Here is an 18202-nt window from a genome sequence, read left to right on the forward strand (position 1 = left end):
CGCAGGGAGATTTTCATGAGAAATGAGCATCATGTTGTACCCAATGCCAAAGGCGGTTGGGATATTAAACAAACCAATGTTCAGTCTGTTCTCGGTCATTATGCCACTAAAAAGGAAGCCGTGGGTAAGGCAAGAGCCCTAAGCAGAAGTGCGCAGTCTGAATTGGTGATTCATAACAAAAACGGACAAATAGCCGCTAAAGACAGCCATGGGCACGATCCACGATCCGCCAAAGGCTAGGGTTTAATTCCCAGGGCTTAATAATACTATTTGAAAGAGGGCTTTGATGAAAAAACTGTTATACATTCCACTCCTGGCACTAATCGTTTGCGTATTGATTTATTTCAGCCTGCCCCTCTTTGGATTTAACATTGCCCTGGGCGAATTATTCGGCCGTTCCCTTTCTATTCTTAAGGCAAACCCGACGCATCTCACCACCGCAGGTCATGTTACAATTAAACCCTACGTGAAAAACCTGGAAAACCCACGGTTTATGCACGTCACACGCTCCGGTGATTTGCTGGTTAGCGAGCCATTTAAAGGCCGTGTGCTGCTTATTCCCTATCAACACCCGCAAAAGCGCCGCGTATTAATCCAGGGCTTGAAAAAACCCCACAGCATGGATATTCATAACGGTTATCTGTATGTGGCTGAAGAGGATGCCATAGGGCGTATCCCTTTTCAGGAAGACAAGGGCATCACCACAGGGGCTTATGAGCGGGTAATTACTGGTATACCTTCTGGCAGCGGGCATTGGACACGCACCATTAAATTTGGACCGGACGGCTATGCCTATGTCTCTATCGGTTCATCCTGCAATGCCTGTATCGAAAAAAATCCCCTGCGCGCCACCATGAGCCGCTTTAAACCCGGCGAACGCCAATTGAGCATTTATGCCCGCGGTTTACGTAATTCGGTGGGCTTCGACTGGTCCCCTGAGGACGGCAAACTGTACGCGACAGACAATGGACGGGATTTATTAGGTGATCATTTCCCGCCTGAGGAACTCAATGTCATTTCAGACAATCAATTTTATGGCTGGCCTTTTGCGAATGGCAATCGCGTACCGGATCCAACCTACGGTCCAGGGCATGAACAGCAGATTGAACAATCATTACCCCCTGTCTTTGAATTTGGCGCCCACAATGCCCCTTTAGGCCTTACCTTCATTAAAAATCGGCAATCCCCCTGGTACGGCAAAGCCTTGGTTGCCCTGCATGGTTCCTGGAACAGTTCAGTGAAAGTGGGCTATAAGGTCGTGATGCTCACCCTGAATAAGGGGCACATCACGGCAGAGGATGCCGTGACCGGCTTTTTACAGGATGGAAAAGTCGTGGGCAGACCGGTCCACATCGTAGAAGGCAAAGCCTTGGAATTGTATCTATCGGATGACTACAATGGCATTATTTACCTTATTGAGGTCCTGAAGTAGCTGGCATGTGACCCGTAAAAGAACAATTATTCATCTATTTGGAAAATAGCTATACTAAGAAAAGCACAGTGGCTTCATGATGAAGCCCATTACATTAGAGAAGACTATGAAAATGGATTTGAATTGGTTCCTCTTCGGCCCATTGCCTTCCAATACGGTATCTGGCAGTTATGACGTGAAACTCGTCATTTTGTCTTATGTTATCGCCGTTCTTGCGTCCTATGTTGCCCTTGATTTTGTCGGCCGGCTACGGGCTGAAAAATCACCACAATATAAAATTTACTGGATAGCTGGCGGTGCCTTTGCCATGGGCGCAGGCATCTGGTCCATGCATTTTATTGGCATGCTGGCCTTTGTCATGGCGATGCCGATGAGCTATGAGCTGCTGTGGACCATTTCATCCATGTTAGTCGCCATTGCCGCCTCCGCTTTTGCCTTGTATATTTTAAAGGATCAGAAACGCCCGTTCGCCGATGTGGCCAAAGGAGGGATTCTGATTGGACTGGCCATTGCCACCATGCACTACATGGGCATGGAAGGCATGAAAACCCATGCCAATATTCAATACCTGCCCGGTTTATTTACCGTCTCCATTCTGATTGCCATTTTTGCCTCAGAAGCCGCATTGTGGCTGACGATTGAAAGCACCAAGCGCACGGGCAGGTCACAAGTCCTGTTTAAGGCAGGCAGCGCCCTGGTCATGGGGATAGCAATTTGCGGCATGCATTACACAGGCATGGCCGCCGCCGTGTTTACGCCGCTGGCCGGTATGTCCATGACGCATTCCTCTACAACCATCCATCCCACCTGGATGGCCCTTTTTATTGCGGGGGTCACGAGCCTCATCATTGGTCTTGCTCTCACTGTTTCCACCTACTACCGAAAAATGCTGAATGCCATCCAAAACGAAAAAGAGTTTTTAAAGGCGATGCTCAATAATCTGGACGATGGCATCATTGCCTGCGATGCACAAGGCAAAATCACCGTTTTTAACCAGGCTCTGCTCAAATTTGTTGGGAACATCAAACCGAATCCACAGGCCCTGGAGCAGGCCGATTATTTTGAACTCTATGAGTTGAATCGGGACACGCCCCTTGCCGCTGCCGACACGCCGCTTTGCCAGGCTCTGGAAGGCAAACGCATCCATGGCAAAGAGCTCTTGCTGAAATTCAAAAACGGCATCACCCGAAACGTCGTTATCGACGGGCAGCCGATTATTCGGGAAGATGGTTATGCCCTGGGCGCTGTCATCGCCATTCACGACATTACCGAGCTGAAACAGACTGAGAAAATCAAAAGCGAATTTGTTTCAGTGGTTAGCCATGAGCTCAGAACACCGCTGACATCCATCCTAGGCTCTCTGGGTTTAATCATGGGCGGTACCGTCGGGGAATTTTCCGATAAGGCCAGAAAACTACTGGATATCGCCAACAAAAACTGCGAACGTTTATTGCTGCTGATTAACGACATCCTCGACATGGAAAAAATCGAAAGCGGCAAAATGGTGTTTGACATGCAATCGGTTGAAGTCAACAGGCTGGTGAACGAAGCCATCGCTGCCAATAAAGCCTATGGCGAAAAATACGGTATTGACATTGAACTAAAAGACAGTTTGCCTGATACCTATGTGCAAGCCGATCCTCACCGTCTCATGCAGGTCCTCGCCAATTTAATTTCCAATGCCGTTAAATTTTCCAACCAGGGCGGTAAAGTGACGATTTCTCTATCCACCCATGACCAACAGGTCAGGGTGTCGGTTACTGATCAGGGCTCAGGGATTCCGCTTGAATTTCAACCCAGGATTTTTCAAAAATTTTCACAGGCGGATTCCTCCTCCACACGGGGGAAAAGCGGTACCGGTTTAGGTTTGAGCATCAGTAAAATCATCATCGACAAGCTGGGCGGCCATATCAATTTTACCAGTCAACCGGGCCAGGGCACGACCTTCTATTTCGACTTGCCAAGCAGTGACTACGCGCCGGTGGAAGAAACTGACAGTCTTGCCACGGATGAAAAACGGTTTTTAATCTGCGAAGACGATCTTGATCAGGCCAAGTACCTAAGCCTGCTCATGGAAGCCTCCGGTTGGCAATGCGATATCGCAGGATCAGTAGGCGAAGCCAAAATCCTGTTGGAAAAACACACGTATGAAGCCATTTTGCTCGATTTAATCCTGCCGGACCAGGATGGCATCACCTTCATCCGTGAATTGCGCAATTCGCCCAAAACCCATGATTTACCCATTATTGTACTTTCCATCATCGCCGAAACCGGGCAGGCGATTATTAACGGCGATGCACTTTCTGTCATTGACTGGCTTGAAAAGCCCATCAATTTCGGCAAATTAACACAGGCCATTTCGCGTATCCAGCATCCGCAATCGAGCAGTCTGCCCGTGGTTTTACACATTGAAGATGATCCCGATACCCAAAAAATAATTCATGAAGTCCTGGGTAAAACCGTCAGCCTCATTGCAGTTGATACCCTTAAAAAAGCCAAAGCCCAGTTACTTAAAAACAAAGTCGATGCCGTCATACTCGATTTGCTTCTGCCAGACGGCAACGGCAGTTCACTGCTGCCCTTGCTCGCTCAGCGTCAAATCCCGGTTATCGTTTACTCCGCAACCGAACTGGATAAAGATTTCTCCCGCTATGTCATTGATGCGTTGGTGAAATCAAAAATCACCAACAATGAATTATTAACAAAAATCAAGAATCTGTTTCCTGCACCTTTAAAGGAAGATCATTATGTCCAGCAAAACTCTTAATACCATCCTCTATGCCGAAGACGAGTCCGACATACGGGAAATTGCACAAATCGCGCTGGAAGATTTAGGTGGGTTTGATGTGATTTATTGCAGCAACGGCTTTGAAGTGCTGGAGGCAGCTAAAGACGCTGCACCGGATTTATTGCTTCTGGATGTCATGATGCCGGGTATGGACGGACCAACTGCCTTAACCGAACTGCGCAAAATGCCAGGTTATATGCAAATACCGGCGATATTCATGACGGCAAAAATCCAAAGCGAAGAAATTCAACAATACCGGTCCATGGGGGCTTTGGAGGTCATCTCCAAACCCTTTGACCCGATGACACTGGCCGATACCATTAAATCAGCTTGGGAAAGGCAGTCATGAAAGACGATGTACAGCATAAATTAAATGCGTTATTTGAAACGTACCGGCAGAGCCTTCCTGGCAAAGTGCAAAAATTGCGTGAAGAATGGACGACTTTGCTTCAGAATTGGGATAAGTCCCGTTTGATTGATTTTCATCGCAATGTCCATAGCCTTTGTGGTTCAGCGGGCACTTATGGCTATACGGAGTTGGGAAAGGCCGCGCGCGCCCTTGAAGTGTATTTAAAATCCCTGTTAGACCATCATGACCCGCTTTCTATAGACCAGCAAAGCCAGATAGAACAATTACTCAAGTATCTGGAATTGATACTGACCGACAGCATTGCAGAACATCCCTCCCCAAGCCCGGTCAGCGTTGCCACAAAGCCCCAGGAATTACTCGTGTATTTATTAAGCAGCAGCGATACCCTGACTGACGAATTAAAAAAAAATCTCGAGGAATCGGATTTAAAATTATTCAAAATGACTCAGGCATCGGCGCTCAAAGAGATGCTTGAAAAAAAATCGCCCGCGGCCATCCTCATTGATCTGGACTCCTTAAACGAAAAAGAAGCCGCATTATTGACCCATTGCTTAAGTCAGTTTAAGCAATCCATCCCGTTGTTTTGTTTAGCAAGCAATGGCGATATTTTGACTCGTCTTAAAGCCATTCGTCTGGGCAGCACGGATTTCTATCAAAAACCCCTGGATCCATTTCTACTTGCTAAAAAATTAATCCAAATGACGGTTGGCAGACCGCGGGAACCCTACCGTATCCTCATCATTGATGACTCCATCTCGGTGGCTGAATACTATACCCTGATTTTAAAAGAAGCCGGCATGGATGTTCGGTTTATAACCAACCCGTTGGCGCTCATTGAAACCATCGCTGATTTTCAACCGGATTTGCTGCTCATGGATATTTACATGCCGGAATGCACGGGGTTGGAGCTTGCGGTTTTGCTACGGCAGGAACCACAATACACCGGGATTCCTATCGTCTTTCTCTCCAGTGAAGGCGATCGTGTCAAACAGTTGTCCGCTTTAAATTTAGGCGGTGATGATTTTTTGTTAAAACCCGTCGACCCCCAGGATTTAATCCACGTACTGACTTCCCGGGTTAAACGGGCCCGGGTATTAGGCTCCTTAATGGTCAAAGACAGCTTTACCGGGCTTTATAATCACACCAATATTATTCAACGCCTTGATAATGAAGTGTCACGCGCCAAACGTAATAAAATGCCCCTGTCTTTTGCTATGCTGGATATCGATCATTTCAAATTGATTAATGATAATTTTGGCCACCCGGTTGGTGATCAAGTCATTCGCAAAATTGCCATCCTGCTGCAGAACGCCTTCCGGCGCTCAGACATCATCGGCCGTTATGGCGGCGAGGAGTTTGCTATTGTCTTGCCTGAAGTACAGCAGGCCCATGCTTTTCGAATCTGTGACAATTTTCGCCACCAGGTGTCCCAGTTACAGTTCGAAGCCAACAATCAACCGTTCGTTGTCACCCTAAGTGTGGGCATTGCCTGTTGCCCACCGGTTAAAGAGGTGCAGCCCTTGATTAATGCTGCGGATAAAGCCTTGTATATTGCCAAACACAATGGCCGAAATCAGGTTGTTTCTTTCAATGAAGACATCAATTCCCTTTAGGCGGGTTTATAGCTCGACTGGCATCGACCTGGCTGTTTTCCTTAATTTTGCCGAGAAGCGACACCAGCTTGTTATTTTCCACTTCGGATAACAGGTTCTGGCTTTGCAAATGAACATGGTTTTTTTCCGCCTCTTCAAGTTGAGCAAGCACAGCCTTATCCGGAGTCTCTTTCTTAGCCTCATTCTCTATCTGAGTGAGGATGCCTTCACAATAATTAAAATTAATCTTCTTGTGGAGTGTTTTAATTTCTGGCACCGTCATATCCTCTTTTTTCAGCCATTGCGATGCCATTTTTTGGTACTCTTCCAACAGGTTATATTGCTGTTGTTGCTTGGCAATAATCAATAAATTGGAATAAATTTTAACCAATTCCAGGGAGTGTTCGGCTGAAAAGAAAGACTCAAACAAGTTAGCCGCCGCTTTGTAATAAATCTTGGCCTTCGCTTTTTGATCATGTTGAAAAAGCCGGCCTGCAACATCCTTGTAGCTCATCGCCAAATCAAGCAATTCGTCTTTCACAAGAGCCTGTTTATGCACTGGCATTAATTTAAGGGCGATAAGCAATTCCTGCTCACAATCGCGCAAGGCTTCTTCCTGCAAGACGTCGCTGGTTTTAGATAGACGGATTTGCCGCACAGGGCGTTGTACGCTTTTATCGTGTGCAGCCATTGCAAAATGCTCTTTTGCGGCAGCAATATGTGCCAATCCAAGCATGGCATTGATGTCATCGAATCCTGCTTCAAGTGTCTGTTTTTCAATATCGGTTTGGGCCAGAGAAAAGGCAGCCATATACATTTTTCTCGCTTGAAGCAAGGCATTCTGCATTTTTTCTTTGGCCAGGCGATACTCAGACCTTAGCGATTGTTCATGCCATCCCAAGGGCTCTCGTACCAAAAATTCGTAAATTTTTAAGGCCTGAGGCACATCGCCGTTGCTTTTAACGAACGCTGTAATAAACGTCTCTGTTCGTAAAACACCGCTGCGAATCCCTATCCCCAGACGAAAATCAGGCTTAATATGGGCATCGCCCATGGGAATAACAATAAAGGGCAGAGCAGTGGTTGTAAGATAGGTTTCATTGACTTTGTCAGGATCAACAATAAAAGCGCTGAACTTTAAGGGATCGTCCTCCACGGTGTACTCAAGCGCATGCCCAGTCTTGATTTCGATTAAGGCATTAAGCCACTCTTTTTGTTTCGACCTCGGCAGTTGATTAAAATGTGGCGGGGTTTCAAGATAAAGATAAAAAAGGACAGACTTGTCATGAGTATAGCGACGCTGACTTAATTCCGGTTCAACAAATTCAGGCCAATTAAATTCACTGCGTAAACGCTGTAAACCCAACGCACGCCGCAAAGGAGCTCGTCTGGTGTCTTCTTTCATCAATGCGGCATTGCTTTCATCCATGGTGACATAGGCGACAAAATGATTTTTAGTCGGGTTATCGGCCACTTGTGAAAAAGTGAACTTGCTGCCAGACGGCAGGTAAGTATTGACTGACGAAATCAGTTTGCGCCTTGCTCCCGTGCAATCAAAGGCATAATCACAGCTCAGGTGCTCGCCATTATCGAGCGTTAAACGCCCCTTCACGTCAATTCCAGTCAGGGAGGCTTTAACAAACTGGATTGGGAAATGCAGCGCCTGTTTGTAAAGCGCCGACTCCAGCCGACTGATGAAAATGGAGCTGTCGCTGTCATCACTGGCTTTAAGGACGTCATTCCCCAGTTTGATGTGCCGTTCAATCAGATCCAGCACATTTTTTGCCACGATACCCGGCCGATTATAGTCATCGAATTTAGGTTCAATGATTACAATCTTAAACGCACTGGATTGAGAGCTTAAGACTTGACTCAAACGTATGGCCAGATATAAACCTGCTGGACCGCCGCCTACAATAGCAATTGTTTTCATATTCAAGACAAAATAAGCAAAACATAAACTAATTGTAATTAAAAATTATTATGTGATTATTAAAAGACCAAAAAAATTGTATTGGATTTGCTTTTTTAAATGCATTTGCTCCGTCTGTGATCAATAAATTTAAATAAACAAGGCCTTGTGTTCAGGACACAAAGGTTAGTGGCAGTGTCTATAGTTATAAAAAGAACGTTCACAGACTCGCTATGGAAAGAAAGGCTATCTATATTGGCACATCAGGCTGGAGTTACCCTGGCTGGATAGGGATTTTTTATCCTGAAAAAATCAAACCGGAGCAGGTGCTGCCCTGTTATACCCAGACATTTGGATCAGTGGAACTGAACAACAGTTTTTATCAGGTCCCTAAAGAAAAAAATGTCAGGAAATGGGTAGCCATGACGCCGCCTGATTTTGTTTTCTCCTGCAAAGCCAATCGCTACATTACCCACATCAAACGCCTGCGGGATATAACTGACAGCACCATTCACCTGCTTCAGGCCTTCAGTCATTTTGAAGAAAAATTAGGCGCCATTCTTTTTCAGTTTCCCCCCTACTGGCCGCTCAATATCCCTGTTCTTAAAGCTTTTGTTGAAACCCTGCCCAGGCACTACCTGTATACTTTTGAGTTTCGTCATCAAAGCTGGTTTTGCGACGCCCTTTATGAATTATTGCACCAACATGATATGAGCCTGTGTTTTTATGATTTTAAAACCTACCAGACACCCGAGGTAGTCACCGGATCGTTTATCTATATTCGCATGCACGGCCCCAATCCAGAGGCCTATCAGGGTTCTTACGGCGATGAGACGCTCAAGCGTTGTGCCAGTCGAATAAGCGCCTGGCACAACGAGGGCAAACCGGTATTTTGCTATTTTGATAATGATGAAAAATGTTGCGCACCCCATGATGCCTTAAGGCTTAAAACCCTGCTAAAGCCAGCATTTAACCCGTAACGCAGTCCCATCCCTAAAAGAGATGTAGATTTTTTTACCTAACCCTTTTACATTAAAAATAGAGATTAATCTTAAAGGACTAATGATGATTTCAATGACGAACTATTGGCAACGCTTTCAAGATTTAATCAATTGTCTGCCTCAGGTCAAGACAAACGCAGACTACACGCGACAAATTCAAATCGGAAGAAACCTAATCCGCATTGGTCTTCAAATAGAAACGCAGGGTATTACCGAGATCAAGCAGGTCGTTAACCAATTGCATAATGAGGCGGTGAAATTTAACAATAAAATCGAATTTAAAACCGAAGAAACAGATTATGAATTCCATTTACCCAAAATCACCAGCCGGGAAAGCCTAATTTTTGCTATTGTGTATTATCAACACCTGAAAAATTACCGCAACGTCGAGTATCAAGGATCTATCTGGATGCTGCGATCAGTCGTCGTTAATTCGGTAGAAGAAAAGAAAAAAACGACTGCTCATCAATCTCTCGCCTTATTTGAGCAGATTAAACTCTACTGCGCACAACAGAGCATCGCGCTGGCTGAGGAGCAATTAGACCAAAACGAGTCAGAAAGCCCTAAAGCCTATATTAACCGGCTGGTCAAAGTGTACGTTCCCGCGCCCGTCCCAAAAAAAATAGACATCATACCGATTGCACCCAAGTCTGAATTAATTAAACCAGAGGAACCGATTGGACTTGAAGAAGGTAAAAAACTTGAAAAAAAACTTGCCGAATGGGTAAATCAGCGCGCCGAGCTTCAGTCTAAAATGGCCACATTCGAACAAAAACTGAACAAATACAACGCAGCCAGTAAAAATTACTACCATAGCCGCTGCCGCTGGGAGCAATTATCCTGGTTTTCGCAATGTTATTACTGGATAAAATCCTGGTTTTTCCCTGTCGACCTCATCCAGGCCCTCCATACCACAGCCCAGAAATACGTCGACGCGGAAAAAGCGCTTCATCATGAAATCAATGAGGATGAACTGAAACAGATTACCATCGGCCAAAATGAGGATACATCCTCCCCCAGAGACTGGGAGAGATACCATCATCAATTGCAATACCATCTAAAGCAGGCCCAACAGGAATACGATAAGATCCAACAGCACCTCCAGCAGGTTAAATTGCAGCAACAGGAACAAAAAAATCAGGCACTGCAACAGGAATTGAACAACCTGCGGGCGGAAAAGCAAGCTATCGTCGACCAATACAACAAGGTTTTAGCTCAACAGGCGGTCGAAACAGTACCTGACGAAACAATGGACGAGAAACAACCGCTCATGGAGGAATCCTCAGAATCACGGGAGCAGGAGAGTCTGATTACCTCGCAAAGGACTCTACCAGAACCTGAAAATGAATCCGGTTGTTACCGCTTTTTTAAAGAATACCTGCCCAGCAACGCCACGCTGACCCATATCACTGTCGGATTGGGCGCCATCGCCATGCAACAATTGATGACATAATGACGCTGCCGGTTTTAATAATCCCTCACGCCCGATTTGGGCGCGTTAGGGATTAAAACGTTGTCCATTGACCAGCAGCTGCTGATTCTCTAACGTGAAGGTTACCACGTAGTCTTCCCCTTCAAGCTTTAAAATACCCTTGCTGATGTAATCCTGAAGAATTTTATCGGCTTGCTGTTCAATGTCCAGGGTATTATTGGCAGGCACTGGATTAGCGGCTTCCAAAGTCAAGGCTTCATCCCGGGGAGCAGCAGGTGCCGCAGGCGGGGCATGCCGTTTCAGCGATTCAATCAACAGCGCCCGGACGACCTTCACCGGCGCCTTGAATTGCCCCTCACCGCGTATCTTTTTCATGAATTCCGCATCGTCTTTGGGGTTAACCTTGGGAAAAATCACGTTGAAATGCCCCATCACTTTCCCCTCTGGCATGGTTAAATCAAACGCCTCCAGTTCGATGACCGGCCCTTTTGCCAGTAAATTGGGTAATTCCGCCATTATCGCCATCATCGCCAGACTGGAACGGCTTTGCACCGAAGAATTCCACAGTTGCTGGTTGATTTTCGCCATCGCCGCCGTATCCACATGCCGGATGCTCAATTTGAGGGTGACAGGGCCATAGGTCTGGTCATTTGCAAACAGCTTTTGCAGGGAAAATTGCCAATCAAACCGCAGGCTGTCATCTTCCACTTGGGACTTGACGGTTAAATCAAAGCCTTTTAGATCAAACCACTTCCGCCCGGTCGCATGGAAGGTGAGCGAAGGGAGGAAAAGATGGGTTTTCCCCACCCATAACCATGACTGATAGCGTGTTGATTCCGTTTCACTGACAATTTTTTGAAGCCTTAGATTAAAATCCCGGGCACTGATGGTTAAACCACCCGCTTTAAGGTGACTCTCAAACCCGTTTAAATGCGACGATAAACCAAGCCATAGGCGAAGCCCTTTCCAATTGAATTGATAACTGCCCTGCGCGGGATTAATGTCCGTATACAATGTCATGGACGGCAAGGTGTAAGTCATGATGGTTTTGTTCAGATAATTGATCAAAGCGCCATAATGGGTCGCGGGCCTTGTCGTCACCTGCGCTGTACCAAAACGCAGACCTGTATCGGTAAAGATAACCGGTCCATGCTGAATCAAGAGGGGGAAACCAAGCCGCATCGTCACAGGCAACCCCGACTGTTCTCCCCCATCCGCCCCCTTAGTCGCCTGAGGCGGGATATTGAGCTTCAAGTGCAACAGGGCATGCGATGAGAACCAGCCGCGCTGATACTTTTCCAGTGAAACGCTAAACACGGGGCTTTGAGGCAAGGCCGTTATATTTTGGCTTAACGTACGCATGGCCATCCATCCCATGACGTAGTAAGCCCCAAGAAGCATTATCGCCAGCACGATAAGAAAGCCAGTCCATTTTTTCATGCGGTACTTAATTGAATTTCCCTGGTATATTATTTAGTTGAGATCAGGAAATTTGCAAATTAAAACGCAAAAAAACACTCTGGAAACCAACCCACTCTACCTGTTGCTTACTGCAACAAGACGATTTCCCGGGATTCCTGGTTTTTTTCTGGACTTTCCTGTACAGCGGCCTGGTTTGGTTGAAAGAAACGATATTCCGATTTGACCAACGCCGCCAGATCCACCTTCAGGCGAGTGGTCTGGTATTTCTGCTTTTCCTGATTGGACAACAGGATACCATCTACCATCACCTTATGAATCGTCGCGGCCATTTTATCGCCCCCAGTATGCAGAAGGATACTGTTATCAGATGGGATTTTATCCAATGCCCGCTCCTGTCTCTGACTGATTAGATACGGGTTTAAATTAAAATCGGCGCAAAGGATCAAACTGGCATGGCTGTAATTATCATGCAATGCATTAATCCACTGACAATAAGCCTTTCCCGACAGAGACAAGGCTTCTCTATCTTCTTTATGCTCATCCCCGGCAAAAGGAAAATGCGCTGATGCCATGTATTTTACAACCTCATTGTCAGTCAATTTTAACAGCTGAAAACGATTGGTCAGTTTAGGAAATAGATCAACAGGGTGACTATTTACAGAAGTCACATCGTATCGTGTGTCCACAAGGGTTAACAATCCCCAATGGATACCGTCCGCATCGGGCCGGTAAAACTGGTTTTCCCGCATGAAGCGTTTCATAAAAGAAAATCTCATCAACGCCTGATAGAATACCTTGAGGTCCTTTGGTTTAACCGGCCCCTCACAGAGATGAATCGCCTCAACGTTCGGATGTCGATATACCGTTTCAGCAATAACCCAGGCGACGGCAATCAGGCGGCGGGTATATTGTTTGTCGCTCTCAATCATACCAAAGCCATTATTAAAGCCACTACCCGCCCCTCGTTTATTTCCCTGCATCATCATATTCCAGAATAGAACATTGTCATGAGCAATGGGGTGATGATCCGATACACGAGCCGTCACTACATCCCGGCCCTTCAAACTCACAAATACCGGTTCTGATTGCAAATCAGATTCACTGTGCTCAGTTTTTGATATCATAAACCACCTCGTCATTAGGCCACTTAATGGTCTATCTTTGAGCACACATTATAATAAGTAAAATATATTGTTTTTATTCATATCATAGTTTTTATTTATTAAAGGAATACTCACGGCCAACCTGCCTTAAAAAAAACGGACTGTATTTCCATTGATCATTTTCTCTAAGGGCAATATAGTCATTAAACAGAATTGACAGCAGGAGGAAGAGGAAATGAAATTGTACCGCTCCCTTTCAGAAGCCATAGCCTTTTTGCAACGCAAACCAAAAGAAGTCATTGCCATTATCAGTTTAAACGGCCAGGCCTATTTTGTTTTTCGCAGTAACCCCAGTCCAGACGTTGCCACCATGAAACAGGCTCAGGCCAAACTGGCCATTAGCCGTGAGTTGTCAGGTCAGGTTTTAGACGCTGACGAGGACAAAAAGAAAACAACGCTTTATCAATTGTTGGTAAACGACGGCATACCGCATTTATACCCTGAATCGAATCATGCGGAAGAAAACCTGATTCGCGGTTTTCCTGAGCTGTTAAACCAATTTAAATCCACTTTTCCTGGGCAAAAAATTTTAAACATAACCATCTTTCTCACCCTCTCGCCCTGCTCTGAAAAGGGCGAAAAAAAACACAGCGACGCACGCCAGATCAATGGCTTTTTTCTCCCAGCCGGTTGTGATAGCAAATTGTCTGTATTTTTTGACAAAGGTAACTACCAGGCACTTGATTCGGGGTTATTCCATAAAACCAAAATAAAAGTGCAGTATCTTCAGCGATTTAACCACAGGCTTGAGGATAGTGAACCTTTTATTGAACAGGCTGACCCGCTTCTCCACAGCGTCTTGTCACAAAAACTGTGGACCTGCGCCTAGCGGATATCACTTTTTATACTATGCTTAAATGAATAAAACAGCATGGAATTATTATGAAAAAGACAGGCAAACATCTTAAAAATCGTTCGAATAAAACAAATAAAATTGCAGAAAACGATCTTCAAAAAATTTCTGGCGGATCCGGCAAATGGGATGACAGCTGGCGGGAAGAACAGAGAAGAAAAGAAGAGAATGATTACAATAATACCCATTTCAAAGATTGAATGCACTTCAGGCAGGGATGCAAGAAAAAATTAACAAACTCCTTTCACCATTTTAATCACGCGGACTGGATGGCTAATGCGCACATCATTCGTCCGTAATGCATAGGTATCCTGGCCCCAATGAGGCTCCAATAAATACACATGCCAATGTTCATCGGCTGGAAGTTTGTTTTCTGCAAGCTGCGATTTCAATGCGGCGCAAGCCTCATCAATTGTGGGAAATGCCTCACCGCCTGCATAACTTTTATCTTGCTCCAGAAACGAAGCCGGGATTACGGAAGGAACTTCGGACGCAGCAATGGGTCCAAGCTTCATCACGGCAAGCTGCTTGGCAAAGGCATCGTCATAAGCACCAATGGTATAAACAGGCCTTTCTTCACCAGCCAAAGCCCCCATCGACAAGGCCGCGCTAAAAATAAATAACCAGGTTTTGCTGTCTATTTTATTTCTCCAAAATGGAAAGTGGTGACAAATATTACAGCTTTTATACAAAAAAACATCCTTCTCATTTCCTGCAATAATAAGCTTTTATCGTACATAAAAGGACGCTACTCTGAATGGTCATGGCGATAGGGATAGAGGTCAAGATGCAAAAGCGGATGGGTTACTGGTTAATGCTCCTGATGGCAATCAGCGATATCTGTAGCGGTTCTACACCCTTAACAGACGATCTGACTAAAAAAGTTCGTACCTATATCGAATCAACGTGGAATGTCCTGGTAAGAGATACCAATCAATTGGATTGGTCCCATTCTGATGACAAATTAAACCGGGCTCAAACCATACTCTATGTGTCGCGCAAAGAAAATCTGCAACATGTCAAAAATCGGGTTGCCAGCCGCTCCAAAACGTCCCAACAGCATCTGATTATTCGGATTCTCCCTGAATCGGTCAGTAAAATTCATGAACACGGGCTGCTGTATTTGCCCTATCCCTACGTGGTACCCGGCGGTCGGTTTAATGAAATGTATGGGTGGGACAGTTATTTTATTCAACTTGGATTGCTCGAAAGCGGGAAGGTGGAACTGGCAAAGTACATGGTCGATAACCTGATTTATGAGATTCATCATTACGGCACCATCCTCAATGCGAACCGCACCTACTATTTACAACGGTCTCAGCCCCCTTTATTAACCGGCATGATCCTGGCTTATTATCGCGAGACCAAGGACAAAAAATGGTTGAAAGCCACCCTTCCGGCGATCAATAAATTTTATCAATTCTGGATAAGCCCTCCACATTTAAACCCTGAAACAGGTTTGTCGCGTTATTACGCGCAAGGCGAAGGCCCTGCCCCTGAAGAATCAGCCGCTTACTATGAGCATGTGTTGCGCTATTTTAAAACCCATGACATTCGTGATTATGACAAATCGTTGTACTACGATAAAAACAGCGAAACCTTAACAAAAGCCTTTTATATTGCCGATAGGACCGTACGAGAATCAGGATTGGATATCTCCAATAAATACGGCCCTTTCGGTGCGGCTATTGTCGATTATATTCCGGTTGATTTAAATGTTTTTCTTTATCAAATGGAAAAGGAAACGGCTGAAATTTACACCATCCTCAAAAAACCCCAATCTGCTGCGCTTTGGCAGAAACGCGCAAACGTGCGTGCCGCACGGATTAATCAATACCTGTGGGATAAACCCAGCGGCTTTTATTTTGATTACAATTACAAAACGCGGCAATTACGGCCGTATTTGTTTGCGACCACCCTTTATCCTTTATGGGCTGGGCTTGCGACTAAGGAGCAAGCTCAGGCGGTGGTAAAAAACCTGCCTCGACTACTAGGTAAGGGAGGACTCTTAGCCAGTCCTTATAAGCAGGGCGTCCAATGGGATGCGCCCTTTGGCTGGGCTCCCATGCATTATTTCGCTGTTGAGGGATTAAAACGGTATGGCTATCACGTTGAGGCTCTGGATTTAGCCAAACGGTTTGTCAATACGGTGAACAAGGGGTTTGCGAAAGCCCAGGTCGTTTTTGAAAAATACGATGTACTGGATGAAAGCATCCATACCGCTGGAAAGATTCATTATAGTTACACCAGTAATGAAGTGGGGTTTGGCTGGACTAACGCTGTCTATTTATTATTTCTTAAGGAATTAAGCGCATCCTAACCCATTAGCGGGTTCCAGCCCGCTAATTAAAAAACCAGATTACCCCATTTAAGTAGGCCGCAAAAGCTAACCAGGTCAGATAAGGCATTAACAAGACAGCAAGAACCCTTTTTCTATCGTATAACTGAAAAATAAGCACCCCTGTCACGCCGGCGATAAGAATAATCCACAAAAAACTAAAGCCTAACCAATGCCACTGAAAGAAAAAGAGCGTCCACATCCAGTTCATGAACAATTGGACCAGGTAAAGGTAGAATAATGGCTTGATACCCCCTCTTTTTCTATCATCCCACAACGCCCATCCGACTATTGCAAGCAGCACATATAACAGGATCCAAACGCTTGAAAATACCCAGGGCGGCGGCGTTAACATGGATTTATTCAAGTGCTCATACCAGGGGGAAATATTGGCCCTGGTTAATAAGCCTAAAAGAAATCCCATCCCCTGAAGAACAAAAACCCAGAGAATTAATAAACCTCCGCTTTTTATTTTCAAAACTTCCTCCTGTGAATCGGCTGTTTTAAGGGACTTACTTGTCTTTTTCAAATAATCGAAGCGAATAAAAAAACCAGAATAGGCAAAGCATGCCATTAAAAATAAACAGGGCATGCAACGATAAAAATTGAGCGATTATCCCTGCGCAGACTCCCCCCAGAAAAAACCCAACAAATTGATAAGTCGCAAATATACTGAGCACCGTGCCACGGCTATCAGGTGCACAATCCTTTGAAACAAACGCATATAAATTGGCTTCCAGGAAATTAAAGGCAGTAAAATATAACGTAAATAAGAAAATGATGGTGGTGACATCCGGCTTAAACCCCATGCTGAATTGGATCATGCAGTAAGTGAGGATGCTTAAGAGAAATAAGGGTTTAACCACGTGGTATTTTTCGGAGAAAATAACGAGGAGCGCCATCAAAATAAAACTCAAACCCAGCGTCGGGGCATAAAAATAAAAAACGTTTATCAATTCCCCGCGTTGTACCAGTTGTTTTACCAGAATAGGTACGGCATAAAATGTGGAACACACCTGCAGATGTTGAATCAGAATACTGTGATTTATGACCGATAACTTTTTATTTTTAAGCAACCCTTTGATTGAAGCGGCTTCGATACTTGACGTCAGGCATTTGTCAGGGTGGGGAATCAGGTACTGATTAATCGCCAATCCGGCTAATGACAGGCCCGTGATGAGGTAAAATAAAACAGACAGTCCGAAATGATGGACAAGAATGGGTGAGATTATCATACACACCATGAAAAGGACGGCTATCACGATGCCGATGAAGGCAAAAGCCTTTACCCGGGTCGATTCCGGAGTCAAATCCACCATCAACGCGCTGAGCACAGCCGATATGGCTCCAATACCCTGAATGACACGGGCAAGAATCAGAGTGTAAATGGACCCAGCCATAATGCCCAACAAGCTCCCCAGAATATAGCTGGATAAGCCCAGGTTAATTAATTTTTTCCGGCCATATTTATCTGACCATACACCAAAAGGAATTTGAAAAACGGCTTGTGTTAACCCGAATATCCCTATCGCTGTACCGACTAGAAAGGGCGTGGCGTGGGGTATGTTTTCAATCGAAGCAGAAAAGATAGGAGTAAATAAAAAAACCCCCATCATTCTGACAAGGTAAAGGTAGGTAATCGGTAGGACTGTGCCTGTCCACACGTTAGTCATATGCAATCATTCCGCTTAAGGTAAGCTAAACCGCGCGTTTAATTTTTTACTTTATGAAGCGCCTTACCCATTGTCAATTGAATTGATTTTAAATATTTTTCTGATTCTTCAAGAAAAGCCAACATCGACTGGGATAAATTATAGCGTTTAATATCCGTTTTTTGCAGCAACGAATTGAAGAAACGGGAACGATTGCACAAAAAGCCAGATGTAAATTGCGCTCACG

16 protein-coding genes are annotated in these 18202 nt (G+C 45.1%); 10 read left to right on the top strand and 6 right to left on the bottom strand.

Annotated features, from left to right (window positions below; all coding sequences use genetic code 11):
* Positions 1-15 precede the first annotated feature (15 nt).
* From Lery_RS02870 to Lery_RS02890, 5 genes are all read left to right on the top strand, one after another.
* On the top strand, positions 16-240 hold the full coding sequence (locus tag Lery_RS02870; protein WP_058525752.1) for a DUF2188 domain-containing protein: 225 nt from the start codon (positions 16-18) through the stop codon (positions 238-240).
* Positions 241-286: 46 nt separating this feature from the next.
* Complete coding sequence (locus Lery_RS02875; RefSeq protein ID WP_058525753.1) at positions 287-1432, top strand: PQQ-dependent sugar dehydrogenase; 1146 nt, start codon at positions 287-289, stop codon at positions 1430-1432.
* Between the two features lie 76 nt (positions 1433-1508).
* Complete coding sequence (locus tag Lery_RS02880) at positions 1509-4199, top strand: hybrid sensor histidine kinase/response regulator (RefSeq protein WP_237759130.1); 2691 nt, start codon at positions 1509-1511, stop codon at positions 4197-4199.
* The gene (locus tag Lery_RS02885; protein WP_058525755.1) at positions 4180-4569 is read left to right on the top strand and encodes a response regulator; all 390 of its coding nucleotides are present in this window, start codon (positions 4180-4182) and stop codon (positions 4567-4569) included. The genes Lery_RS02880 and Lery_RS02885 overlap by 20 nt, the downstream gene beginning before the upstream one ends.
* Positions 4566-6203: a diguanylate cyclase gene (locus Lery_RS02890; RefSeq protein WP_058525756.1), complete on the top strand. Its 1638-nt coding sequence runs from the start codon at positions 4566-4568 to the stop codon at positions 6201-6203. The genes Lery_RS02885 and Lery_RS02890 overlap by 4 nt, the downstream gene beginning before the upstream one ends.
* On the opposite strand, the gene Lery_RS02895 is transcribed toward Lery_RS02890, so the two are convergent.
* A complete protein-coding gene (locus tag Lery_RS02895; RefSeq protein ID WP_058525757.1) occupies positions 6190-8115 on the bottom strand; it encodes an FAD-dependent oxidoreductase in 1926 nt (641 codons plus the stop codon). The genes Lery_RS02890 and Lery_RS02895 overlap by 14 nt on opposite strands.
* A 212-nt stretch (positions 8116-8327) precedes the next feature.
* Here Lery_RS02895 and Lery_RS02900 point away from each other — a divergent pair, with 212 nt between their 5' ends.
* Together Lery_RS02900 and Lery_RS02905 are read left to right on the top strand one after the other, a co-directional pair.
* Positions 8328-9074: a DUF72 domain-containing protein gene (locus Lery_RS02900; RefSeq protein ID WP_058525758.1), complete on the top strand. Its 747-nt coding sequence runs from the start codon at positions 8328-8330 to the stop codon at positions 9072-9074.
* A 94-nt stretch (positions 9075-9168) separates the two neighbouring features.
* Positions 9169-10548, top strand: coding sequence for a hypothetical protein (locus tag Lery_RS02905; protein ID WP_131751092.1), 1380 nt, complete (start codon positions 9169-9171; stop codon positions 10546-10548).
* Between the two features lie 45 nt (positions 10549-10593).
* Here the strand turns inward: Lery_RS02905 and Lery_RS02910 are convergent, their stop codons facing one another.
* A complete protein-coding gene (locus tag Lery_RS02910; RefSeq protein WP_058525760.1) occupies positions 10594-11967 on the bottom strand; it encodes a YdgA family protein in 1374 nt (457 codons plus the stop codon).
* A gap of 107 nt (positions 11968-12074) precedes the next feature.
* The gene (locus tag Lery_RS02915; protein ID WP_058525761.1) at positions 12075-13073 is read right to left on the bottom strand and encodes a hypothetical protein; all 999 of its coding nucleotides are present in this window, start codon (positions 13071-13073) and stop codon (positions 12075-12077) included.
* 214 nt (positions 13074-13287) lie between these two features.
* Here Lery_RS02915 and Lery_RS02920 point away from each other — a divergent pair, with 214 nt between their 5' ends.
* Positions 13288-13941 carry a cytidine/deoxycytidylate deaminase family protein gene (locus Lery_RS02920; protein ID WP_058525762.1) on the top strand — a complete coding sequence of 218 codons (654 nt, stop codon included), beginning with the start codon at positions 13288-13290 and terminating at the stop codon, positions 13939-13941.
* A 53-nt stretch (positions 13942-13994) separates the two neighbouring features.
* Complete coding sequence (locus Lery_RS15210) at positions 13995-14165, top strand: hypothetical protein (RefSeq protein WP_156412471.1); 171 nt, start codon at positions 13995-13997, stop codon at positions 14163-14165.
* A gap of 30 nt (positions 14166-14195) precedes the next feature.
* On the opposite strand, the gene Lery_RS02925 is transcribed toward Lery_RS15210, so the two are convergent.
* Positions 14196-14657 (bottom strand): DVU_2496 family lipoprotein, encoded by a 462-nt coding sequence (locus Lery_RS02925; RefSeq protein ID WP_058525763.1) that lies wholly within the window; start codon positions 14655-14657, stop codon positions 14196-14198.
* Between the two features lie 65 nt (positions 14658-14722).
* Between Lery_RS02925 and Lery_RS02930 the strand changes: the two genes are divergently transcribed.
* On the top strand, positions 14723-16285 hold the full coding sequence (locus tag Lery_RS02930; RefSeq protein WP_237759131.1) for an alpha,alpha-trehalase: 1563 nt from the start codon (positions 14723-14725) through the stop codon (positions 16283-16285).
* 22 nt (positions 16286-16307) lie between these two features.
* On the opposite strand, the gene Lery_RS02935 is transcribed toward Lery_RS02930, so the two are convergent.
* Together Lery_RS02935 and Lery_RS02940 are read right to left on the bottom strand one after the other, a co-directional pair.
* Positions 16308-16781, bottom strand: coding sequence for a TspO/MBR family protein (locus tag Lery_RS02935; protein WP_237759132.1), 474 nt, complete (start codon positions 16779-16781; stop codon positions 16308-16310).
* Positions 16782-16815: 34 nt separating this feature from the next.
* The gene (locus Lery_RS02940) at positions 16816-17976 is read right to left on the bottom strand and encodes an MFS transporter (protein ID WP_058525765.1); all 1161 of its coding nucleotides are present in this window, start codon (positions 17974-17976) and stop codon (positions 16816-16818) included.
* Positions 17977-18202: the final 226 nt, after the last annotated feature.

The sequence above is a fragment of the Legionella erythra genome, assembly GCF_001467615.1.
Lineage (GTDB): Bacteria > Pseudomonadota > Gammaproteobacteria > Legionellales > Legionellaceae > Legionella_C > Legionella_C erythra.